The following is a 24,300-nucleotide window of genomic DNA, read 5'->3' as shown; positions in this document are numbered from 1 at the left end:
CTAAGGAGATGGCTATGGATCCACGTGAATTTGATGAAAATGAGATGGAAATGGAAGATATTAATGTTGATACAACGCTATCTACCGAAACAACGACTTCAACCAAGTTAGAAAGAAGAAGACGTATAGAAGATTTGTTTGAAGAAAAACGTCTTAGAGAAGAGCTCGCCGAATTCGGCTAGAATTTATGAAGAATACATACAAACCTAATTTGTTTCATGTAGAAATTATTAAAAATAGTAGTCCTCGTTATATTCCATAAAATGACGAGGCCGATAATCTTTTAAATCAACCCTACAACAAAAGCAAACTTAAATTTTCCCAGTAAAATCAAATGCACCTAAGCTCAGATGGTATAAGGATTTGTCCTTCCATTCCAATTTATTTTCAATGGATTAAAAGCCGATGGTAGAAAGGATACCTTCCTAAATAAACCACCCCCTACATAGCATTACTCCATATATAGAGGATAGAGTGATCATATTACTGATAGTTATCGACCCTCTTTAGAAAAAGTAAATCATGCCCAACAATTGAATGCTGAATCAGCAAAATGGATAATGACTACTTGCTTAGGTTATCATTCTGAATCTGAACTTTTAGCTTTCATTGAGCTTAATAGGCCAAAATTCAATTTGACGTAGAGGATTTATTGTCAAAAACAATATCAGGAGAAATTTTAAGTATTACAAAGTTAAATAGCCTTACTCAGGATGTGTATAATGCATTAAAAACCAACAGTTCCCAGCTACGATTTTCATTTATACGGTGTTTGAGTTACTTAGAAGAAAAGAATGTAGGTACGTCAGAACTTATTCTTCGTCTTTGTAATAATGAACTCAATTTTAACCAATTATATGAGCTATTTGAACCAGTGAATATTGATACTGCGTCGCAAAAGCAATGTTGTCTCAAGGTTTTATTCATAATATGAATAATCAAAAAAACCATTCAGAAAGTAATGAAATAGCACCTTCATCCCCTAATCGCCTCGATAAACCATGGTGAGTGTATTGGAAACATAACAATCAAAAGGGAGAGCGTCAGCTATCTTCAGTTTTCACTGATTTTGCATCACCTTATCCGCAATGAGGTAATATCATTTTCGCGTACCTCAATCCCATTTTTTATTAAAGTTAGAGTCAATTATTAATAATTAGCAGTACAAGAACTTTGGTAATGATCAATTTAAGTTTTATATTTCAGTGGAAGTTTCACTCTAACTTTCTGAAAAAAAAATAATATCTATCTTATTTATATGACATATAAAAACAATAACTTGGATATTTTTTACTCAACACAATTATAATTAGACTAATTTAAAATATTTTTAAGTTGAGGAGAACGATGTGAAGAATAAAATCATAAATAAATCAAGTTATAAAAATTGGTTATCCAGTGTTGTATGTTTGGGGGTATTGGCTCTGGTCAGTCAAAATGCAGCTGCAGGTGATATGAGTGTTGGTGACATGGCATCAGAAATTACCTCATCATTTACAAACCTAACTAAATTAATCACTGCTGGTTCTTATTTAGCTGGTTTAGCATTTTCTATTGCGGCAATTATGAAATTTAAACAGCACAAGGATAATCCAACTCAAATTCCAATAGGAACACCAATTGCTTTAGTTTTTATCGCAGCTGGTTTATTGTTCCTACCTTCTATTTTGGGCGTCACTGGAACAACCATGTTCGGCGTTAATGGTGGTGAAACTGCTGGTCCTACTGGTACTGTTTATACTAATGGCTAGAAATAGCTGCTTGCACCATAATTCAATTTATTTCAAATAATCCTCATCTTAAATGAGGATTTTTTAATATACCTCATAAAATTTTTATAAATCAGCACAATTGAGTTTATTACCCTAGCATCTGGAAATTGATTATTCTCCTTTAAGCATGTTTATTTTTGGATTTGGGAAATAAATATCAAATCGTACTGTTTTACCATTTATTTGTGCATTTACCGGCAATAAAGGGTTACTTTTTTGTGGCCATTTTACAACTACTCTATGTTTGACTCGTGTTATCGCTAATTGAATTAAATCCCGCGCATCATCATCTGTCCCTATTATTTGCTGCAATACCTGCATCTCTTTTTTTACTAATGCTGATTTACTACGTTCAGGATGCATAGGATCGATATAAATTATATCAGGATAATTTTCCTCTTCGAGTGCATTAAAATAAGAATATGCATCACCAGTATAAAGAGATAGATGCATTTTTTGTCGATCAGATTCGCTTCTCCTTGATAGTGCATCCGATAATAAAGAAGCCATAACAGAATGACGTTCTATCATTAATACTTCTGCTCCAAAACTGGCTAATATCGCAGCATCTCGTCCCCAACCTGCAGTAGCATCAATAATTTTAAGTCCAATACTAGGTTTACAAGCACGAATTAAACCTTGCCTTTTTCCTTCTGATTTTCGCTTATTCCAAAATACACTGCTCAATTCAGCCGAAATAGGTGAAAAACCAGGTATTTTCAATGCAAGTTTATCTTCAGCAACAAAAAGACAAGAGTTTGCGTGCTGGTCTAAAACAAAATTTAACTGTTTTGCAAGTACATGTGCTTTATCATATAAATGTTCATGCTCATAACCTACTGTTGTAATCTCAATCATATTTGCAATAATGAAATATCCGCAACACCTTGTAATAAATCCTGCAAGCGGACTAAAAGTGCTAAGCGATTAGACTTTATTGTTTCATCGTCAACCATTACCATTACTTTATCAAAAAACGCATCGACAGGCTCTTTCAGAGTCGCAAGTAATTTCAATAGTGAACTATAGTCAGCAGAACGATATAAAGGCTCCACTGCTTGAGCAATATGTTTTATATGAGTATATAAAGATTTTTCTACCTCCTCTTCAAGAAGTTGTTCTTTGATCGGAGGTAAAACGTGTTTCTCTATTTGAGCAAGCAAATTATTCACTCTTTTACATGCAGCAGAAAGAGAGGCAGCCTCAGGTAGCGTAACAAATGCTTGTAAAGCACTTAGTCGTTTATCCAAATCATACAGCCATTCATCTTGACGAGCACGACCTGCATGTATTAAATCAATGCTTAACCCCTGACCTTGGTAGTGGGATTGTAGACGATCCAATATAAATAATTTTAATTCATCACGCAAATTTGGCTCAATGGATACGGTTGCTCCATAGTGAACGATTGCTTGCTCAATTAAAGTACTTAAATTAAGTGGGGCAGAAGTAGAAATGAGTAAACGAACAACGGCCAAAGCATGACGACGTAATTTAAACGGATCTTTTACTCCTGAAGGTTTTTGCCCAATAGCAAAAATACCCACTAAAGTATCAACTCTTTCTGCTAAAGATAACGCTAAGCCTAAATCAGATTCAGGTAAACTGTCTGCAGAAAAACGAGGCATATATTGCTCATTTAGGGCATGTGCCACCACATGGTCTTCCCCATCATTCAATGCGTAATAATAACCCATTAATCCCTGTAACTCTGGGAACTCACCCACCATACCTGTTAACAAATCACACTTACTTAATTGTGCGGCACGTTGTGCTTGCTGAATTTCTAAATGTAATGCAGCACTTAAATAAGTCATCATTGCTTCAACTCTTAATGCTTTATCTAATAAACTCCCAAGTTTTGCTTGAAAAACTACATACTCTGTTCCTGGAATTCGTTGACTTAAAGGTTGTTTTTTGTCTTGTCTAAAAAAGAATGCTGCATCGCTTAAACGAGCACGCATTACTTTTTCATTTCCCATAATTACTTGTTTCGGATTGGAGCTAACAATATTTGAAACAGTAATAAAATGGGGCAACAAATTTCCTTGTTTGTCTTTTAGAGCAAAACATTTTTGATGTGATTGCATTGATGCAATTAATGATTCAGCTGGAACCTCAAGAAATTCTTTTTCAAAATCAGCTATTAATGCCTGAGGCCATTCCACAATGGAGGTTACTTCATCAAGCAAACTTTCAGGCATAATTGCTGTCGCTTGGTAAGATGCTGCCAGTTGTTTTACTTGCTCTTGAATTATTTTCCTACGATTTGCAAAATCAGCCATAACAAATGCTTCTTTCATTTGTGATTCGTAACTTTGTGCTGAATGAATGGCAATTTGTTGTGGATGATGAAAACGGTGTCCCCTACTAAAGCGACCGCTTTGAATTCCCAAAAGAGTATATTCTATGACTTCATCCCCATAGAGGGTAACTATCCAATGCACGGGTCGTGCAAACTCATCATCACCTGTCCCCCAACGCATAGGCTTCGAGATAGGTAACGCAGCTAAAGCTTGGCCAATCAAAGAAGGTAATAAATCTTTAGTTTTATTCCCTTGACTCTGTGTCTCATAGACTATCCAGGCCCCTTTTTCGGTTTCTAATCGAGTCAGCTGCTCCACTTTTACGCCACAAGATTTTGCAAAACCAAGTAAAGCTGATGACGGTTTACCTTCTTCATCATAAGCAGCAGCCAATGCAGGGCCTCGCCGAGTAATACTTTGGCTTTGCTGTTCTGCTTGTAGACCTAAAATAACAACAGCGATACGTCTAGGCGTAGCATAACGTTTTACTTGCCCATAAACTAATTGTGCTTTGTTTAATGCAGCTAGCAAAAGATTAGCCAATTCATCAGCCAGAGGCCAAACTGAACCAGAAGGTAACTCTTCACAACCTAATTCAAAAATAAAATCATTGACCATCACACACCTTTTGGTTAAGCATGGGAAAGCCTAAAGCTTCACGTGCCTGATAATAAGCTTGCGCCACTGCTCTTGATAAATGTCTTACCCGTAAAATATATCGTTGTCTTTCAGTGACTGAGATTGCTTTGCGTGCATCTAATAAATTGAACGAATGCGACGCTTTAATCACCATTTCATAAGCCGGCAAAGGCAGCTGTAAAGAAATTAATTTTTGCGCCTCGCCTTCATAATAATCAAACTGCTTAAATAATTCCTCTACATTGGCATGTTCAAAATTATAAGTAGACATTTCAACTTCATTTTGATGGAACACATTACCATAAGTAATTATCCCATTTGCTGTTTTGCTCCAGGGAAGATCAAATAAATTATCTACTCCTAACAAATACATAGCCAAGCGTTCCAAGCCATATGTCAATTCACCGGTTACAGGTTTACATACTAAACCCCCTGCTTGCTGAAAATAGGTAAATTGAGATACTTCCATACCATTTTGCCAAACCTCCCAACCTAACCCCCAAGCACCCAGTGTAGGAGATTCCCAGTTATCTTCAACAAAACGAATATCATCTGCCAGAGGGTCTACTCCTAAAGCACGCAAAGAATCCAAGTACTTATCTTGTATGTCTAAAGGTGAAGGTTTAAGTACCACTTGGAATTGATAATAATGCTGCACTCGATTTGGATTATCTCCATAACGACCATCTGTAGGTCTGCGAGAAGGTTGAACATATGCTGCATACCAAGGTTCAGGGCCTATGGCTCGCAAGAAAGTAGCAGGGTGAAAAGTGCCCGCGCCAACTTCCATATCAAATGGTTGTAAAATGACACATCCTTGAGCAGCCCAATATTGCTGCAATGTTAGAATAATATCCTGGAATGTAGTTGGTTTTGTCATGAAGGTCTCAATATAACCTAGGTGCAGCGAAACAGAACCTGGGGTCTAGCACAAATTTTCCGGGCTCTGCTTCGCTGCACCCGGTTACATAGAAACGATTTTATGAATTACCGGCTGCTTTCTTAATTAACTCTTGTAAAGATTCTTCGCTCGCAGCACCAGGTATAAATGAAGGTTCAGATCCTGCTTTAAACTGTCCATCTGGAGTTGAAGCAATAATAAATGCTGGAGTACCCATCAAGTGTAGTTTTTCTGCTAATTCACGATTAGCATCTAAAATCGCGGTAACTTCTTTGCTTTGCATATCAGCTTTTAACTTCTTCATATCCAAACCTAAAGACTTAGCAGTTGTCATCACGATCTGGTCATTCAAACGCTTATCGATAGAAATCAGCGCATTATGCATTGCTTGATATTTACCCTGCATACCAGCAGCTAAAGCAGCCCTAGAAGCAAGCTCGGAGCTCTTACCAAAAATAGGGAATTCTTTATAAACAACACGCAAGTCACTGTCTTTCTTGAGCAAACTGTCTATAACTGGTGACATTTTTTTGCAATGAATGCATTGATAATCAAAAAATTCTACTATAGTCACATTACCTTTAGGATTACCCACTACGGTAGTTTTACCTTGGAATAATTGATCCGTATTATCTTTAATTGCAGATTGAGCTTGTTGCTGCATGTTTTGTTGTTGCTTTTGTTGCAATGCTTGCGAAACTTCCAATAGTACTTCTGGATTAGCTACTAAATAGTCATGCACTACTTTTTCAATTTCTTTTTTTTGTGCATCAGACATAGGAGTCACAAGATTAGTATCTGCTGCTATTGCAGATGATGCCATAGACACTGTCAGTGCTCCTACTGTTAATAAACTTTTAAATTTCACGCAGTTCCCCTTATTTAATAGTTAACATAATACCAAAATCCTTTACAAACGGCACCCTAGCATCCACTTGAAGAAAATTCAATAGTTAGGATGTCATTGTACTTATTTTACTGTGATTCAGACAAAGACAAAATCCAGATTTTAGGCACATTCATAAAACCAAGCAGATAAATTACCTTCATCCAAGCTATGTTGCAACAGCCAAATTGGCATAGGCTAAAACAAGCCATTTTACGCCATGCTCCCTAAATTTCACTTGGACACGCGTATGCGCACCACTCCCCTCAACTGCTAATACTACTCCCTGACCAAATTTTGCATGAGTCACATTTTGCCCAAGAGATAACCCTGATGTTTGTGGCGCAACTGAAGGTTTACTTCGAGAAATAGCAGGCGATTGAAAACTCGCTTTTACACGAATCTCCTCAAATAGCTCCTGTGGCAATTCTCTTAAAAATCGTGAAGGCCGATGATATTCTTCTCGCCCATACTGACGCCTTACTTCAGCATAAGACAAAATCAGCTTACGCATAGCTCGAGTCATACCTACATAGCATAATCGGCGTTCTTCTTCTAAACGACCAGGTTCCTCCAAAGACTGTTTTCCTGGAAAAACACCCTCCTCCATACCCACCAAAAATACCATGGGGAATTCAAGACCTTTAGCAGCATGTAAAGTCATCAAGTGTACGTAACGTTCATGTTCACCTGCTTGCATTTCTCCTGCTTCTAATGATGCATGTGCTAAAAATGCATTCACTAAAGGAATTGCTTCATCTTCCTCTTGTTCATAACGAAATTGTTTCGCAGCATTAATCAACTCTTGTAAGTTATCGAGGCGAGACTCCGATTTATCTCCCTTGATTTTACTGAAATGTGCATACAACCCACTCAACTGAATTACCGTGGAAAGCTGCTCATCCAGTTCCATTTCTACAGTGTTTTGTTGCAATTGCTCGATTAATTCAATAAATTTTGCTAATGCAGAACCAGCACGTTGTGCCATTCCACCTGATTCTAATAAAGTTTTAGCCGCATACCATAAAGAACATTGTTCTGATTTTGCATAATAACGCAAATCATCAAGCGTTTTTTCACCTATGCCGCGAGTTGGAAAATTAACAACACGCTCGAAAGCCGTATCATCATCTGGATTAACCAATAAACGTAAATACGCTAAAGCATCCTTTACTTCTGCACGATCAAAGAATCGTAACCCGCCATAAATACGATACGCAATTCTCGCACGTAAAAGCGCTTCTTCTAAAACCCTGGATTGCGCATTTGAACGATATAAAATAGCAATTTCATCCGCACTGATACCTTGATTAATTTCCATCATAATGCGTTCACAGACAAAACGTGCTTCATCCAGCTCATTAAACGCACTGTAAACAAGAATTTTTTCTCCAGTTGCACCCTCAGTCCACAAATCTTTTCCCATTCGGGAGTGATTATTGGTAATTAATGCATTTGCTGCATCAAGTATGGTCGCAGTAGAACGATAATTTTGTTCTAAGCGAATAGTTAGTGTATTTGTAAAATCTCGGGCGAATTGTTGAATATTCTCAACCTTAGCTCCACGCCAACCATAAATGGATTGATCATCATCACCAACTGCCAAAACAGCAGTATGCTCACCAGCAAGAAGTCGTATCCATGCATATTGAATTGTATTAGTATCCTGAAACTCATCCACTAAAATCGCTTGAAAACGTTGGCGATAATGATGAAGAATTTCTGGATTATCACGTAATAGCTCATGTGTTCTCAATAACAATTCCGCAAAATCAATCACTCCTGCAGTCTGGCAAGCTTGTTCATATACTCTATAAATATTAAGTAATGTTTTACCTGGCCCATAGGATAAAGTATGTACATGTTGTGGTCGTATCCCTTCATCTTTCTGCCCATTAATAAAAGACTGGGCTTGTTTTACTGGCCATTGTTCAGGATCAAGATTTAATGAAGCAATGACTCGTTTAATCATACGCGCTTGATCTTCTGTATCAAGAATATGAAATAATTCAGGTAAATGCGCTTCTCTGTAATGACGACGAAGCAAGCGATGGCATAATCCGTGAAATGTTCCGACCCATAGCCCCATTATAGGTGTATTTAACATATTGTTTAACCGTGCCCTCATTTCACCGGCTGCTTTGTTGGTAAACGTTACTGCCAAAATACCATGGGGAGAAATACCCTGTTCTGCAATCAACCAGGCGATGCGACTTACCAGAACTTTGGTCTTACCACTTCCGGCACCGGCCAGAACCAATGTATTACCAAGCGGGGCAGTAACCGCCTCATGTTGTCGCTCATTCAACTCGCTAAGAATTGCAGCAAGAGTCATAATTAATTCCAGGAAATAATCGATGGTGTATTCTATTAATAGATTCTTTTTCCCGCAAGAAAAAGAAAACACAAAGATATTATTATAATTATACTCGACGCCCTATCTGGTTGCTCAAAGCTGATTTTCAGATTTTAAATCTTGTGACTAAGAAACATTCAAGACCACAGAACATTAGGACTTTTTTACGCACCGACTCCCCGTCCTGCGGTTTGTCTTCAGATTCCAACTGCAGAACGTAGGCTGTGGCTTTTTAATAGGTTACCGATAACTCTAATAACCATTTGAAAAATATAAGATATTTAAAAAAATTCTATGATATATCAATACAATTAATTGTACAAATTAAAATCAATAAGATTAAATGTAATCAAAGGCTTTAAATTCATAGGTTAAACACTATGCCTAACTTACATCCATTGAATTACATCAATAATGCTGATCCAAAGCTAATAAATTTTATTACCCAGGTTAACCAGGATATAGACAAAATCAATGGATTAATTAAAGAGTATAATAATACGACTTCAGATAAAGACAGCATTGAAAACCTGAAAAAAATTCTTCGCTATAAACAAGTTATTGAAAGTAAATACAGTAATTATCATGTGGGCAAATGTCCCGAGTTTTCGACAGAAATACATGAAAATCTGTATTCAAAAATAAAAACTGAATTTGCAATATATGGTATTACCAGTTTATATGGCATTCTTGATCAAACTCCTCCAATTCCAAATACATTCGCTGAAATTCCAACCAATATGGAACAAGAAAAAGTCAATCAATTAATGGATATATTAGCTCAGGGTGCTGCATTTGATAGAAATAAGTTAGAACAGTTATATGCGCCATTGGGTAATGCAGAATTTAATCAGTTCTTAAATAAGAATAGCATTTCATATTTAGGCGGGAATAATTCAAAAAATTTTAAAATTACTCCAAATGATGGTAGCTCACCCTATGTTCTTAAAATTGAGAATCGTCTTGGCATGCCTAAATATCCTGTGCATTATCTGAGGCAGAATGCACTTAAAGAGGTGTTAACACCTGAATGTGCTGAACGGCAAAGCAAATCAGGTTTAAACCTTGTAGTTACAGATTTTTGTTCTGATGGTAATTTACTTACTCATAGCAAAAACCATGGATCCGATGATTTGAATCGTATCAAAGCCGCCCATCATCTATATACGCAAATGCTACATATTGTAATGGAGATGAGCCAGCACGGTTGCGCTTTTCCAGATAAGAAGAATACTAATTGGATGGTTGAAAAAAACAAATTAAAAATTTCCGATACTAAGTCTTTTTTTCCTTATAAAAAAGATGGCAGCATCGATTCAGACACCATTAATAAAACTACAGGAGGATCTTTTGTTACAACTCAATGTTTAAATCCCCCTGAATTTAAAACACGGTTAGAGTTAGGGGCTCCCATTTCAGCTGAAAAAATGCATGCGTTTATGCTTGGAAAAAATCTTTATCAATACTTAACACAATGCACATTAGATGAATTGCATGGCATTAATGATGCTTTTCAATTCAATTTTCATTATCCCATTTTTCAAAGCCATGAAGGCAAAAAATTAATGGCATTAATTCAAGACTTGGTTAAATATGATCCTAAAAATAGAATTTCGTTATATGACGCAGCCAATCGATTAGACAATTTGATGCAAGAAAAAAAACAAGGTGAAAATAAATTAAGCTTAACTGGGCTGGAGAAAGAAGCGCAAAAAATCTTATCTAAAAGTCAAATTAAAATTAATGGAAAAACAGGTATTGATATAATAGGCGAATTCAAAAACCGAAATCAACAATTGATAAAAACGAGTAATGATCTTGAAATCGTTGAGAAATTAAAAGATGAATTAACAAATATCTTAAAGTATCAGAAGTTAGAAGATATTATGGCCATAATCGCTTTTAAAAATGAACTGCAAACGATTTTATCTAATATTCTTGAGATGAGCATAAACGATGCCACAACCGAAGAATTCAAATATGGTGCACAAAATTGTATATTTGAAAATACAAATAACCCTGAAAACCTGATGCAATTAAAAGATGAATTAGCGGAGATGTTTCACATTCAGCATCATCGACTTGAACTATCTAAAGAAGAAAATAGACAACTTATAAATCAAATTCAACTCACAGGGTTTGAAGATAAAGATGAAAGTATGAAAAAATTCATCAAAGAAAAAGAGTCATCCATACGTAATAATCTGGGTACTCTTATGCAGTTAGAAAACGATTTAAAAGCTATTTTAATACACCAGAAAACAGTAAGTATTATCAAGGAAATTATTCAAGATCTGCATAAAAATACGGATGGTTTTAACGTTAATATCGATACTATTAAACAAGCAATGTGCGATGTCCCTATTGAAGAACGAGGGAAAATAGGGATAGAACAACAAGAAGTTGGAGCCAGCTCCAATTTTACAGCGATATTAAAAAAAGAACTCGACGATATCATAAATGGACTTATAGATAAGAATATGGATACATTATATGAGATTGACTCTGAGTTTGATGAGACAACCGCAGATTTAGAAAAAATCTTTGAGCAACAAGAAAATTTAATGAAAAAAGCAGGAAAAATACCACCTGATTTTGGACGATTAAAAAACAATTTAGCATTTATTTTAAAGGATCCAAATGAAAAATATCTGGTAGAGGATCTTATTCTAAATCTTAGACTACACACAATGTTGTCAGCGAATATGCAAAATAAGGACCATCGTATTAACCAAGGCCTTAATGCCCCTGTTAAAAATAAAGAAATCCTGGAAAATTGCTCGAATAATCAAGCGACTAATCACTATAAAGATTTTAAAAGTAGATTAGAAAATATAAAATCTAATGAACAAGAACAAAATGCACTAATCGCACAATTTAGTTCATTTTAAATGATTACTCAAATGAGTAAGGAGAAATTATAATGACCCGCTTTAAGACACTATGTCGTGAGCTTAATTTACCTTCCATCTATGAACACGAGTCAAATCTTAGTTCTCTTCAAGCATGGTGTCATGAACACATCTCCCAAGATATACACTTTCATGGCAGTTTCAATGAAAAATACAGTAAATATCTAACTCTTGCAGAACATTATCTTGATAACTTCATGGCACACCTTCCAAATGATCTTCAGAAAAAAACAGTACCTTATGATAATTCTAATGCCATTCATTATGCAGCTCAACAAGGCTATGATCGGTTTTTTACAGCACAAAAAGAACGTTTAGAACATCTTATCAATGAAGAAGATATTTATGGCATGACACCTTTACACAAAGCAGCTATTCAAGGACATCTGTTTACTGTCAAAGCACTTTTAGCTCAAGGAGCAAATGTTCATAAAGCGAATACACAAATGCAATTGCCGCTTCACAGTGCTTTATTTGTTCCCATAGTTCATGATGAAGAATTATTAAAGCGCAAAGAACAAATTGCTCGCGAACTCCTCCCTTTTACTCCTGAAGCATTAACCATACAAGATAAAGCAGGTAACACTCTGTTACATCTTTTAGCAACACATGATTTTAGTTGCCTCGTTACTGAATTAGTAGAAACGAATCCCAAACTCTTTTTTGTAAAAAATCATGCATCTCTTTATCCCATTCACACGGCAATTTTAAACCACCAACAAAAAACTATTGATTTACTGCTATCCATTGAAGGTATGTCCTTATTAGCTGATGAACAAGGAGGACTTCCCATACATTATGCGGCACGCTATGGCACTGCAAAAATAGTACAATCCTGTTGCATTATGGGGGCTACATATATCAACAACAAAGATACTCAGGCAAGAACCCCTTTACTCTGGGCTGCCTATGCTGGTAATCAAGAAGCACTTGAGATATTAATAAAAAATGGAGCTAACCCAAAACTCACTGATTACCAAGGGTATTCTATTTTGCATCTTGCCGTGCAAGAAAATAACGAATCCATAGTTCGTTGGATAATCGAAAATGTAGGTCATTTTTTAGTGGATCAGAAGGACTCCAATCATCATAGTCCGCTGTATTATGCACAAAAAAATGATTACCAAAAGATTGCCGCACTTCTTAAAAGCAAAGGGGTAAGCAATCGTTGACTTACTTAAACTCATGAGCCGATGCATTCCGTAAAATTTACTGTTGCTTTCAAGCGACTCCCAGCGCAAAATAAGGCAATATAGCAAATTTCCCAAAAGGACTAATATGCATTCACTCTATCCATCAATAAAGCCTTACGCACAACATGAATTAAAAGTCAGTGAGCTGCATACACTTTATATTGAAGAAACAGGAAATCCAAACGGGCTTCCTGTCATAGTACTTCATCCAGGCCCAGGAGCTTCTTCAGGAGATGGGTATCTAAGGCGTTTTTTTGATCCTCAACAGTACCGAATCATATTTTTTGATCAACGTGGATGCGGACGTTCTACACCTCATATAGAACTTCGTGAAAATACAACTCACTTTTTACTTGATGACATCGATGCCATTAGAGATTTTTTGGGATTGTCTGAATTTGTATTATCTGGTGGGGGTTGGGGCTCATTACTTGCATTGCTTTATGCACAAAAATTTCCTCAGCAAATTAGGGCATTACAACTGCATCAAATTTTCCTAGGAAGACAAAAGGATTGTGATTGGTTTTATAAACAAGGTACCAATTTATTTTATCCCGATTACTGGCAAGAATTTATAAGTAGTGTTCCAGAAAACATGCTGAATGAAATTCCAGAGTACTATGCCAATTGTTTACAAGGAACAAACGAATTGGCTCGCATGAGTGCTGCAAAATCTTGGGCATTATGGGAAGCCCGATGCAGCAGTTTACAACCTCATTTGTATGTTATTGACCAATTTAGTGATCCTCATTTTGCTTTAACTCTTGCAACCTTAGAATCTCATTACATGAAAAATCACTTTTTCATTGAAGAAAATCAGGTATTAGCTAACGTCCATAAAATAAGACATATTCCAACATACATTGTTCATGGACGCTTTGATTTAATTTCTCCTTTAGCCGGAGCTTTTGAATTGCATCAAGCGATCCCCGCCTCTAATTTAAGAGTAGTTCGTGATGCAGGGCACTCAGATAGGGAGTCTGGAATCATTGATGCTTTAATTTATGCAAGTAAAGAAATCTCCAAACAGGGACTCGATGCATGTTAGTTGTAATTCAAAGGGTATCTCATGCCCGAGTAGATATTGCAGATGAAACTGTAGCCAACATCGATCAAGGATTACTGATACTCTGTGGTTTTGAACCTAATGATACAGAACATAATATTAATAAAATGTTAGATAAATGTATCAATTACCGTATTTTTGATGATGGGCAAGGCAAAATGAATTTAAGCCTTAAAGAAGTCAATGGTGATTTATTACTAGTACCACAATTTACTTTAATGGCAGACACACAAAAAGGCTTGCGTCCCAGCTTTTCAAATGCAGCACCACCAGAACTTGGGCGACGATTATTTGATAATTTGCTCACTCGTGCTGCACAGGTCTTTCCCAAGATCCAAAGTGGATGTTTTGGCGCCAACATGCAAGTTCATTTATGTAATGACGGTCCTGTAACCTTTTTACTAAAATTTTAGCGTGCATTAAAAATAGATCTTAGGGAAACAAATGGATTAACTGGAAATCAATCATAAACTGGATGGTTTGCAAGAACAGTAAACTCGTGTAACATCTCCAATAAAATAAATAATAAAAAAAATCATGCGATTCATCTCATTAGTTATCAGTGTTACAAGTAGTCTCATTTTATCTGGTTGCGTTTGTAAAGGAACTAACCCCGCAGATCCCTTTGAACCCTTTAACCGCAAGGTATACAAATTTAATACTGCCCTTGATAATTTACTTTTAAAGCCGCCAGCAAAAGTATACAGGGCTGTACTTCCTGCTCCTGTTCGTAAGAGTATTAATAATTTTTACAATAATCTGGATCTTATTCCTACAGTAGGAAATGACCTCTTACAAGCACAAGGAAAATGGGCAATTCGCGACTCATGGCGTTTTATCATCAACTCTTCTTTAGGGGTAGGTGGTTTATTTGATGTAGCGAAAACCTTTGGTTTACCTCCTCACTCAAATGATTTGGGTCTGACACTAGCTAAATGGGGAGATAAAAATTCTCCTTATCTTGTTATACCTTTCTTAGGCCCAAGCACACTTCGAGATGGGGCTGGATGGCTTTTCCAATTTGCATTATACAGCCCTTATGTTTATATAAATGATGATACAGTCGTCTACAGCTTGTTAGCACTTCGTTATATTGATTTACGTTCTCAATTATTTGATACGGATCGTATAATGGATGAGGCTTTTGATAAGTACGCATTTATGCGTGATGCATATTTACAATATAGAAACCATCTTATTACTGGCGTTGAGCCTGATAGTGGCGCTCTTTATTCTTCAGATAAAAAAGCAGAACAAAATGCTGAAGCAGATGTTGGCGGTGATTATGTAGATGAATAAGTTATCCAAAGATCACCACCCTCTGTAAAAGGAGCTGTCTCTTAATCACATCTCTAACTACAACCTGCGGCTTGTCCGCGGGGTTTAGTATTTTACGCAGTGTTCCTGGATTCTGCAGATAAGCCGCATAACGTCAGAGAATAGCTAGGCTGAATTTTTAGAGATGTATAGAAAATTCAGTAAGAAGCGAAGGGCTAAAATAACTCGCCAAACAGTAAAAGTAAACGTGTACAGAGTGTGCCATTCTTTGAGTGTCAGGATAAAAATCAGTCGTCATTTGCGAACAAAATGAAGCAATCCAGTTCATCTCTTCAATCTGGGAACATTCCAGATTGCAAAGACGAAATAGACATAACCGTAAACAAGTTCCGCTAAACCGCTACAATGAATTTATCTACTACGACAAATTGTCTCAAGACAACTTAGAAAATCGCCAGCAATATCTAAATTGGTTTCGGCTTCTATTTCACGTAAGCAGGTCGGGCTTGTAACATTAATTTCAGTTAAATAATCTCCTATCACATCGATACCCACAAAATATAAACCTTTTGTCTTAAGCGTAGGCGCAATTTGTTCACAAAGCCATCTATCTCTAGTGGTGATAGGTACTACCTCTCCTTGAGCTCCTGCTGCCAAATTACCTCGTAAATCTCCTTCCGCAGGAATACGGGCCAAAGCATAAGGAACAGGTTGACCATTAATTAACAAAATACGTTTGTCTCCTGCCGTTTTTATTTCATGAACATAGCGTTGGGCGATGATCGTTTGCGTCTGATTTTTAGTTAATACTTCCAAAATCACTGCCAAATTTTTCCCTTGTTCTTCAACATGAAATACAGAATTTCCACCCATTCCTTCCAAGGGTTTAAAAATTACCTGCTTATGCTCCTCCCAAAATGCTTTCAATCGTTTTATATTCCTAGAGACAAGTGTTGTAGGACAGCATTGTGGGAAATTCAAAGTAAAAAATTTTTCATTGGCATCACGTAAAGCTTGTGGATTATTTGCTACTAAAACGCCTTCACGTTCTGCAAGCTCCAAAAAATAGGTGGTGTAAATATATTCTGTATTAAAAGGAGGATCTTTACGCATCAAAATAATATCAAATGTACCTAAAGGCTTTTCCCCAAGATTTGTTATTTTAGCCCAATCTTTACTATACAAATCACCAATACTTAACTCATAAACTTGTGCAAAAGCACGTCCTTCTTTACAGAATAAATCTTCTTGAGTAAAAACAACACAAGACCACCCTAGCTTTTGTGCTCTTTTGAGTAGAGCAAGGGTAGTGTCCTTATAAGGTTTTAATTGGTCTATCGGATCGAGTAATATTCCTAGTTGCATTATTCCCCCCCAATTGCCGCAATTTCCTTTGCCGCAGCAAGCGCTGCTAAACGTGCAATAACACCATAAACATAAAACCGATTTGGATAATCCACTTCAGTCAAATCATCACAAGGCATATTGCAGGCTTGAGCAAAAGCCAAAGGTTCAAAATGCATTCCAGGCGCATTCAGATTTTCATCAATACCACGTTCTTTATGAACCCTATAAAATCCACCAACTACAAACTGACCAATCATATAAACTACTGGCTCAGCAACAGAACCATTTAGCATAGTTTCAAACGTATATACACCCTCTTGAACAATGACTCTGTCTACTTTACGACCACCCTTACTCGCTGACATCCGGGTACGCTGTTTTCTATTGAGTAAACGAACTTCATCAGCATCATGTACCATCATAACACTCATTCCATACGTGCCATTATCAGCCTTAATGGCAACAAATGGATTTTCTTTGATGCCATAAGTCGCATATTTATCTTTCATTAAAGTTAAAATTTCCTCTACTTCAATGGCTAATTTATCAATGCCTTCTTGTGCCATAAAATCAATACCTTCTATAGCTCTAAAATAAGGATTAATTAGCCAGGAATCCATGCCCACTAACTCGGAAAACTCATTAGCCACTTCATCATAAAAATTAAAGTGTTTGGATTTTAATCTTGAAAACCATCCTAACTGCGCTGTGGGCCTTATTTTTTGTTGTATGCCTTGTAGAACTTCGGGAACACCTTGAGATAAGTCATTATTTAACAAGAGAAAACAAGGATTAAAATCAATTAAGCCTACACGATCATCCTGACGCTGTATCGGTTCCAACAGTAACATTTCACCATTTTCGAGAGCAACTTCTGTAGGCTCGATTATCTCTGGATCTAAACTACCGATGCGTACAATAAAACCAGCTTTTGTAAAAATTGTTTTTAATACATTAAGACTTTGCAAATAAAATTTATTCCGAGTATGACTTTCTGGAATCAATAAAATTTTAGTACAATCAGGAACATAGTCGATTAATACAGACTGAGCTGCCTGAATACACAGGGGAAGAAACTCGAGATTTAAATTATTAAATCCTGCTGGAAATAAATTGGTATCCACAGGGGCTATTTTAAAACCTGCATGCCGTAAATCAACAGACGAGGTTAATGGAGGAGGAGTCTTCTTCCATTGGTGTCTAAACCAAGTCTCAATAGTAGCAATTTGATTTAAAACAATTTTTTCCACATGAAACAAAGGTCCGGAGTGTGCAGTAGTCAAATGAGGAACAGGAATTTCATGTGCATTCATACTTTCTCTCTTATTATTTTTTCCAACGATGTTACCGAGGTTAGCATAGAAATAAAAGATTTTATTAATTTTCTGTTATTATTATATAGCAGTTATGTAAATTAAATTCACAAACAAATCAAAGGAACCTCTGTTTATGATTAATGAACTAGCCCAACAATTTGCTGCACAAATACAAACTTTCCTTTATATCATGACATTAATTAATGGTATTTTACATTTAATTTTTGCTGGTGCTGTGGCTCATGATGCTGGAAATATGAATCAACTGGGACAACGACCAGTTCTTGTTTCTGCAGCTACTTGGGCATTTGCAACTTTAATAGGTGGTGTATTTATAGCAGCAATTTATTGGTTATTACACCACTCCACATTAACAAGACCAGTAAGAGAAATTCGTTATGATAAACCCCAATATTAAAACAATAAATGTACATGAACTTAAAAATAAAATGAAAAGCTGTCCTGATCTTTGTTTAATTGATGTGCGAGAATTAACGGAATGGGAAGAATTTCATATACCAGGTGCAATTCATATACCCAAAGATCGTATTACGGCCTCTATTGAGTCTAAAATTTCTAATAAAAATCAAGCGATTTATTTACACTGTAAAGCGGGAGTAAGATCTTTATACGCAGCTCAATCTTTGATAGATTTAGGATACCAAGAAGTCTACTCCGTTGATGGAGGAATAATGGAATGGGCTTTATTTGGCTATCCTATAGAACAAATACACAATTTCTAATCAGCCTTGCTCAAGAAAACAATGTAATTCTTTGGAATTAGTGTCTCTAACACCAATTCCAAGCTCCGACATTCATGTCTGAAAATTTTAGGTATGAATGAATCGATACATTACTTAATGACTACATGTATGCGTTAGTTGCTCTTCAGGATCTTTGCTGGAAGCAGCTATAGCAGTGCTAACCTTCTCTGCAAATAAACCAAAAGTCTGTGTCGCAGTTTTTTTATCAGGCTCCTTGACTAACTGATCCTCTTTAGCAAGTTTCACCTGCTCTAACTCTAATGCATTTATTTTTTCTATCAAATCAGAAAGTACTTTTTCAACTTCATATCCTCTAATTCTTTTTTTTGAAAAAATTTGCAGACGCTCTTCTAAATAACCATTTCTGGGATTATTAGAATCTAAATATACATGTGCACGCATAAATTTACTTAGTGCACCATACATACTCTGTAAATCTTTTGAATCTGGCATATTTTCTTTAGTAAGACTGAGTGATGTTGTTAATGAATTATATAAATTACTATTCGTTGGGCGCAGAAAAACTGGAGTAACAACTCCTTGATAACTTTCATCTATTTGATTCCAGATATAAAATGCAGCTGCATTAAGAATACAGGTTTTATTTTCTATTTCTGATCGATTAAGTCCGCCCATAACAGCAAGAAGATACTTACACTGTGTGGCTCTTTCCGGATGAGTTTTATAAAGGGTTCTTAATGCGTTTTTTAAATCTTTGTCATAAATCTTATGATGCTTTAGTTCGGTTGTTATACTTTCCTTTATATATTTTTCCAATAACTTATGCTCTACATACTGAAAACCCATTTCTGCTCTCCTTAAACTCCATGAACCGGGAATTAGTAAAATTTACTCCAACGACCGAAGTGTAAACCAATTCATAAATACAGTCATGCATTTTCTTTTTACTGCTTAATTAATTTTTAATCTTTAAAAATCAATAGGTAATCACCCTAGATTTATGATTAAAATGAGGAGACCCAAAATACTTTGAAGTCCAGGCTGCCAAATTGGATCCCCCTAGAAAAAAATTCATGATATCTTGTTTTTTAATCACTTTTGATTACCCTATCCACTCGTTGAAATCTTTTATCCCTTGCTAGGATTATTTATGCAAAATTACATCTGTGCGATTTTTTTTATTTTGGGTTGTATCTCGACTTATGCTCAAACAAATCAACCAAAATTGATCTTACAATTAGTTATTGATCAATTACGTGGTGATTTAATTTACCAACATCAACAACAATTTGGTAATGATGGATTTAATTACTTACTAAGTCATGCTCTTGATTATCATAATACTCACCACCCACATGCCAACACCACGACATGTGCTGGACATGCGACAGTTGCCACAGGAAGTTTCCCTGCATTGCATGGCATCATTAATAATGAATGGTATGACCGAAAAACGCAACAAATGGTCTATTGTATGGAAGATTTAAAAGCAAATATCCTGCGTACCCCCTATACCCATATTGCTGTACCTGGCCGCTCACCTAAAAATTTATATACATCTACGTTGAGTGATGAAATCATACTGTCTCAAAAAGGACGTGCTTTTGGAGTCTCATTAAAGGACCGTTCAGCAATTACCCTAGCAGGCCATGCCGGTAAAGCATTTTGGTTTGATACAACCAATGGCGGTTTTGTTACCAGTGACTATTACTACACCCAATACCCTAAATGGGTCAAAAATTGGAATAAAAACTATCATGCTCAAGATTTTGATTGGAATTTGAGTCAACCTAAATCAGAATATCGCAATACAAATTCTCCAGTATTTCATCATGAAGATGAGCTTTTTGGACAAACTTTTCCACATCATATAACTCAAGCCCCAACTCCAGAATACTTTAAGTCCTTATCAAGAACCCCTAAAGCCGATCAATTAACCGCTGATTTTGCAGAGCATCTCTTAATCGAAGAACAATTGGGCAAATCTCCTAATAAAACAGATTACCTTGCGATTAGTTTCTCCGCAGTCGATGCAATTGGCCATCAATTTGGCCCTAACAGCCTGGAAGCAGAAGATAATTTACTGGTGTTGGATAAAACGCTAGCCCATCTTTTTGCAGCCATCGACAAACAAGTTGGCTTAAACAATACACTCATTGTACTGACTGCTGATCATGGCGTAAATGATGGACCAACCTATCTTAAAGCGCATCATTTTGCAGAAATTAACCCAATTAATATTCCAGAAATGGAACAATACATCCACAGTGCATTAAAGAAACAATATAAACTCCCAGAACAAGTACTCATGTCTATCTCCCCCCCTTTTATTTATCTCAACAACAAACTAATTACCCAAAGCAAACTCAAACCAAATGATATCAAACGTTTTCTAGCACAAGCCTTAACCCTACAACCTGGAGTATTTAAAGCATATTCATTACCTGTTGCACACATTGAAAAAGATTGGCTCAGTGCTAAAGTAAATAAAATGTACTATCCCTATCGATCTGGAGATATATATATTATTCAACCACCTAATCAATCTTACGGTTTAAAAAGTAAAGATCGAGTTGCCCATGGAAGCCCTTGGCAATACGATAGTTATGTGCCTTTATTATTTGCACATCCGTCCTTTAAACCACAACGCATTTTTCGGCCAACCTACACAACAGATATCGCCCCAACTTTATCAGCATTACTGATGATAAAATATCCATCTGCAGCAGTCGGACAACCTTTGCCAGAAGTAGCGCATGCTTTTAATTAATGTAAGTTCGTCATAAAAGGCATAAAATTGCCTTTTATGACGTTATCTCGAAACAAGGAGAGAGCGCTAATTAAAGATTGAATTTGGCCTAAAAAACCTATACTATTTGCACGAAATTTTTAGCGATATCATCATGAACAAACAAGCAATAATTATTGGGATTTCGGGTCCGTCTGCATCAGGTAAAAGTCTTTTAGCGAATACTATTGTTAGTGAGTTAGGTTCAGAGCAAGTAGTAGTTATCTCTGAAGACGCTTATTACAAGGATCATGGTCATTTGCCTTTTGTTGAAAGGGAAAAAATAAACTACGATCATCCAGATTCATTTGATCATGCTTTACTTTGTGAACATTTGCGTCAGCTAAGACAAGGTAAATCAGTCGAAATTCCCATTTATTCTCATTCTCAACATCTGCGCTTACCTGAAACGAGAACTATTGGCCAACACGCCATCATTGTTCTTGAGGGAATTTTACTCTTCAGTGATAAAGAGTTGCGTGACATAATGGATATTCGAATTTTTATGTCTACTCCTCTAGATGTATGTTTGACTCGACGTTTAAAAAGAGATGTTGTTGAACGACATCGAACCTTTGAATCTGTTGTGCATCAATATGAAACAACCGTACGTCCTATGTATTTGCAATTTATTGAACCTTCAAGCCGCTATGCAGATATCATTGTTCCTCGTGGCGGAGAAAATAGAATTGCTATTGAAATGATTCAAGCTAAAATGCGTGAATTATTAGCATCACATACTAATTAGAATTATGGGAGAAAATGGTGGGATTTTTAGCGGGTAAAAAAGCACTCATTATTGGTTTAGCAAGTAATCGCTCAATTGCATATGGTATTGCCAAAGCGTTTCATGAGCAAGGAGCTGAGTTAGCATTTACCTATCAAAATGAACGATTACAAGATCGTGTAGAAAGCATGGCAGCTGAATTCAATTCCACGCTCACATTTCCTTGTGATGTAGCCCATGATGCAGAAATCGAAGCCTTGTTCTCCAATTTACGTAAGCATTGGAATCAACTCGATATTCTAATTCACTCTGTTGCTTATGCTCCTGCGGATCAAATTAGTGGTGACTTTGTTGAGTCTTGCACACGAGAAGGATTTAGAATTGCCCATGATATCAGCGCATACAGCCTTATTGGCCTTGCAAAATCAGCGCTGCCCATGATGGAAGAAACTCAAGGTTCTCTTTTAACCCTATCTTATTATGGTGCCGAGAAAGCAGTACCTAATTATAATGTAATGGGAGTTGCGAAAGCGAGTTTAGAAGCCTCCGTACGCTACTTGGCGGCAAGCCTGGGTCGTAAAGGAGTTCGAGTTAATGCTATCTCAGCAGGACCGATTAAAACTCTTGCGGCTGCGGGTATTAAAGACTTTCGTAAAATCCAAAATGCTTATGCCCAAATTACTCCACTGCAAAGAAACGTAACTATTGAAGAAGTCGGAAACACCGCTGCATTTTTGTGTTCTAACTTAGCATCAGGAATTACCGGTGAAATAGTTCATGTTGATGCTGGCTATCATGCAGTATCAACTATGAGTGATATTGGTTAATTTCAATCATTGCATAGACCTATTCATAGCCTTGTTACTTGCAACTCCCTCTTCATACATTTTTGCCCCGTGACTTGCTCATGGGGTTCGGTGATTTTAGGACAGATCTAATGCATCCTGAAGAGAAATCGAAGACCTTAGAATAAAGCTGGATTGGCATTTCAGCGAGGTGTAGAAATTCAGTTGTTTGCAATTAGGAATTCAATTTATTGCATAAAACCTAGTTACTTTGTCAATAAATGAGAAATAATATGTTTCCTTATATCATTAGTTCATTAGTAAAAAGGAAAAAACCGGTTTCTCTTCGCCCCCCTCCATCTTGGGCTTTTCCTCTACTCTGTTTTTTTGGCCTTTAATTTCTAACAGAGCTTCTGAAAGTCGTTTAACGGTTGCATGCTGAGGATAAAGATCTGCACAGAATTTTATCTTTTTGACCAAAGGTGAGCTCTCAATTAAATTTTGGCTTTCACTGAGGAACGAATTAAGAATTTGGTACAATTGACTGTTTCTTGGTCTAAAAAAATGGGTATAATTATATTCACTATCTATAGTTCTTTGAATCTCTTCTACCTTTATTTTACAGTGAATTAATTTTGCTAAAGGTTGTGTAAAAGCACTCGCTTCCTGTTGAAGTTTTCTTATATCTTGAACTTGATGGGATCGCCTCTGAGTATATTGAGCATAATAACTTACGGTATCCAATAAATTTTTTAGAATTACATCAAAATCGTTAACGTCAACCTGAATGACGGGTAATTTATCATGTTCAACTTGATCAAGAAAAATTTTTGCCGTAGTCATCACTACTTGTCGCCACTCGTGACTCACCTTCCATAACGATTCCCAATCTTGTACAGGAAGGAACATAATGAGTTTACACTTTAACTCAGTAGGTAATAGCTGGATAAAAGGCGTAGTTTTTCTTAGGACATCGGTAATATGAGGTGCTTCAAAGCTCTCGTTTTGAAGCACCTCTAAACTTAAATAAGGATCTTGAGCTATTGCGGCAACCACTATATCTTGTAAACTTTGCGGAGACCGTTTTTTTGATCCATCAGTGGCTAAAGATAAATCGATTGCTCCTGATACTTCTTTCAAAGTTTCATCCTTTTCTATGTTTTCAGAGTTAATAGGCATTCATATGATCACTAAGATAAAAATAAATACATTTTACAGCACGGATTATAAAAAACAAGCCGATATCTGGTTGCAAGAAACTGAATCTTGTGCACATCTTGCTCCGAGACAAAAAAATGACCCA

22 protein-coding genes are annotated in these 24,300 nt (G+C 36.3%); 13 read left to right on the top strand and 9 right to left on the bottom strand.

The genetic code is table 11. The features are described 5' to 3' along the window. Positions 1-14 precede the first annotated feature (14 nt). The 3 genes from Lsan_RS22530 (at position 15) to Lsan_RS15380 (ending at position 1,751) form a co-directional block, all read left to right on the top strand. Complete coding sequence (locus tag Lsan_RS22530; RefSeq protein WP_165482578.1) at positions 15-182, top strand: PA3496 family putative envelope integrity protein; 168 nt, start codon at positions 15-17, stop codon at positions 180-182. 470 nt (positions 183-652) lie between these two features. Continuing rightward, a complete protein-coding gene (locus Lsan_RS23125; protein WP_237762156.1) occupies positions 653-934 on the top strand; it encodes a hypothetical protein in 282 nt (93 codons plus the stop codon). 415 nt (positions 935-1,349) lie between these two features. Further along, positions 1,350-1,751 carry a hypothetical protein gene (locus Lsan_RS15380; RefSeq protein ID WP_058515020.1) on the top strand — a complete coding sequence of 134 codons (402 nt, stop codon included), beginning with the start codon at positions 1,350-1,352 and terminating at the stop codon, positions 1,749-1,751. Between the two features lie 132 nt (positions 1,752-1,883). Here Lsan_RS15380 and Lsan_RS15375 read toward each other — a convergent pair whose 3' ends face one another. From Lsan_RS15375 to uvrD, 5 genes are all read right to left on the bottom strand, one after another. Further along, positions 1,884-2,630, bottom strand: coding sequence for a class I SAM-dependent methyltransferase (locus Lsan_RS15375; protein ID WP_058515019.1), 747 nt, complete (start codon positions 2,628-2,630; stop codon positions 1,884-1,886). Continuing rightward, complete coding sequence (gene glyS, locus Lsan_RS15370; RefSeq protein WP_058515018.1) at positions 2,627-4,696, bottom strand: glycine--tRNA ligase subunit beta; 2,070 nt, start codon at positions 4,694-4,696, stop codon at positions 2,627-2,629. The genes Lsan_RS15375 and glyS overlap by 4 nt, the downstream gene beginning before the upstream one ends. Next, positions 4,686-5,597 (bottom strand): glycine--tRNA ligase subunit alpha, encoded by a 912-nt coding sequence (glyQ, locus tag Lsan_RS15365; RefSeq protein ID WP_058515017.1) that lies wholly within the window; start codon positions 5,595-5,597, stop codon positions 4,686-4,688. The genes glyS and glyQ overlap by 11 nt, the downstream gene beginning before the upstream one ends. Before the next feature lie 100 nt (positions 5,598-5,697). Then, positions 5,698-6,486 carry a DsbA family protein gene (locus Lsan_RS15360; RefSeq protein WP_058515016.1) on the bottom strand — a complete coding sequence of 263 codons (789 nt, stop codon included), beginning with the start codon at positions 6,484-6,486 and terminating at the stop codon, positions 5,698-5,700. A 187-nt stretch (positions 6,487-6,673) separates the two neighbouring features. Beyond that, positions 6,674-8,839 carry a DNA helicase II gene (gene uvrD / locus Lsan_RS15355; protein ID WP_058515015.1) on the bottom strand — a complete coding sequence of 722 codons (2,166 nt, stop codon included), beginning with the start codon at positions 8,837-8,839 and terminating at the stop codon, positions 6,674-6,676. 401 nt (positions 8,840-9,240) lie between these two features. Here uvrD and Lsan_RS15350 point away from each other — a divergent pair, with 401 nt between their 5' ends. The 5 genes from Lsan_RS15350 to Lsan_RS15330 all read left to right on the top strand — a co-directional run bounded on the left by Lsan_RS15350 (position 9,241) and on the right by Lsan_RS15330 (position 15,330). Then, positions 9,241-11,751 carry a hypothetical protein gene (locus tag Lsan_RS15350; protein WP_058515014.1) on the top strand — a complete coding sequence of 837 codons (2,511 nt, stop codon included), beginning with the start codon at positions 9,241-9,243 and terminating at the stop codon, positions 11,749-11,751. 32 nt (positions 11,752-11,783) lie between these two features. Next, positions 11,784-12,944: an ankyrin repeat domain-containing protein gene (locus Lsan_RS15345; protein ID WP_058515013.1), complete on the top strand. Its 1,161-nt coding sequence runs from the start codon at positions 11,784-11,786 to the stop codon at positions 12,942-12,944. Between the two features lie 106 nt (positions 12,945-13,050). Further along, a complete protein-coding gene (gene pip / locus Lsan_RS15340; RefSeq protein ID WP_058515012.1) occupies positions 13,051-14,013 on the top strand; it encodes a prolyl aminopeptidase in 963 nt (320 codons plus the stop codon). Beyond that, on the top strand, positions 14,007-14,444 hold the full coding sequence (dtd, locus tag Lsan_RS15335) for a D-aminoacyl-tRNA deacylase (RefSeq protein WP_058515011.1): 438 nt from the start codon (positions 14,007-14,009) through the stop codon (positions 14,442-14,444). The genes pip and dtd overlap by 7 nt, the downstream gene beginning before the upstream one ends. A 124-nt stretch (positions 14,445-14,568) precedes the next feature. After that, positions 14,569-15,330: an MlaA family lipoprotein gene (locus Lsan_RS15330; protein ID WP_058515010.1), complete on the top strand. Its 762-nt coding sequence runs from the start codon at positions 14,569-14,571 to the stop codon at positions 15,328-15,330. Between the two features lie 390 nt (positions 15,331-15,720). Here the strand turns inward: Lsan_RS15330 and gshB are convergent, their stop codons facing one another. Then, on the bottom strand, positions 15,721-16,674 hold the full coding sequence (gene gshB / locus Lsan_RS15325) for a glutathione synthase (RefSeq protein WP_058515009.1): 954 nt from the start codon (positions 16,672-16,674) through the stop codon (positions 15,721-15,723). After that, on the bottom strand, positions 16,674-17,969 hold the full coding sequence (gene gshA, locus Lsan_RS15320) for a glutamate--cysteine ligase (protein ID WP_058515008.1): 1,296 nt from the start codon (positions 17,967-17,969) through the stop codon (positions 16,674-16,676). Before gshA ends, gshB begins: the two co-directional genes overlap by 1 nt. Before the next feature lie 136 nt (positions 17,970-18,105). Between gshA and Lsan_RS15315 the strand changes: the two genes are divergently transcribed. After that, on the top strand, positions 18,106-18,390 hold the full coding sequence (locus Lsan_RS15315) for a hypothetical protein (protein WP_058515007.1): 285 nt from the start codon (positions 18,106-18,108) through the stop codon (positions 18,388-18,390). Then, complete coding sequence (locus Lsan_RS15310) at positions 18,371-18,715, top strand: rhodanese-like domain-containing protein (RefSeq protein ID WP_058515006.1); 345 nt, start codon at positions 18,371-18,373, stop codon at positions 18,713-18,715. Before Lsan_RS15315 ends, Lsan_RS15310 begins: the two co-directional genes overlap by 20 nt. A gap of 114 nt (positions 18,716-18,829) precedes the next feature. On the opposite strand, the gene Lsan_RS15305 is transcribed toward Lsan_RS15310, so the two are convergent. After that, positions 18,830-19,543 (bottom strand): hypothetical protein, encoded by a 714-nt coding sequence (locus tag Lsan_RS15305; protein WP_058515005.1) that lies wholly within the window; start codon positions 19,541-19,543, stop codon positions 18,830-18,832. Between the two features lie 304 nt (positions 19,544-19,847). Here Lsan_RS15305 and Lsan_RS15300 point away from each other — a divergent pair, with 304 nt between their 5' ends. From Lsan_RS15300 to Lsan_RS15290, 3 genes are all read left to right on the top strand, one after another. After that, on the top strand, positions 19,848-21,467 hold the full coding sequence (locus Lsan_RS15300) for an alkaline phosphatase family protein (protein ID WP_058515004.1): 1,620 nt from the start codon (positions 19,848-19,850) through the stop codon (positions 21,465-21,467). A gap of 133 nt (positions 21,468-21,600) precedes the next feature. Then, the gene (gene udk / locus Lsan_RS15295; protein WP_058515003.1) at positions 21,601-22,233 is read left to right on the top strand and encodes a uridine kinase; all 633 of its coding nucleotides are present in this window, start codon (positions 21,601-21,603) and stop codon (positions 22,231-22,233) included. Between the two features lie 14 nt (positions 22,234-22,247). After that, the gene (locus Lsan_RS15290; protein ID WP_133134253.1) at positions 22,248-23,039 is read left to right on the top strand and encodes an enoyl-ACP reductase FabI; all 792 of its coding nucleotides are present in this window, start codon (positions 22,248-22,250) and stop codon (positions 23,037-23,039) included. 267 nt (positions 23,040-23,306) lie between these two features. Here Lsan_RS15290 and Lsan_RS15285 read toward each other — a convergent pair whose 3' ends face one another. After that, the gene (locus Lsan_RS15285) at positions 23,307-24,176 is read right to left on the bottom strand and encodes an F-box protein (protein WP_058515002.1); all 870 of its coding nucleotides are present in this window, start codon (positions 24,174-24,176) and stop codon (positions 23,307-23,309) included. Between the last annotated feature and the right edge of the window lie 124 nt (positions 24,177-24,300).

It is taken from the genome of Legionella santicrucis (assembly GCF_001468135.1).
GTDB lineage: Bacteria > Pseudomonadota > Gammaproteobacteria > Legionellales > Legionellaceae > Legionella > Legionella santicrucis.
The sequence above is the reverse complement of the archived record's forward strand: the minus strand, read 5'-3'. Positions and strand labels throughout refer to the sequence as shown.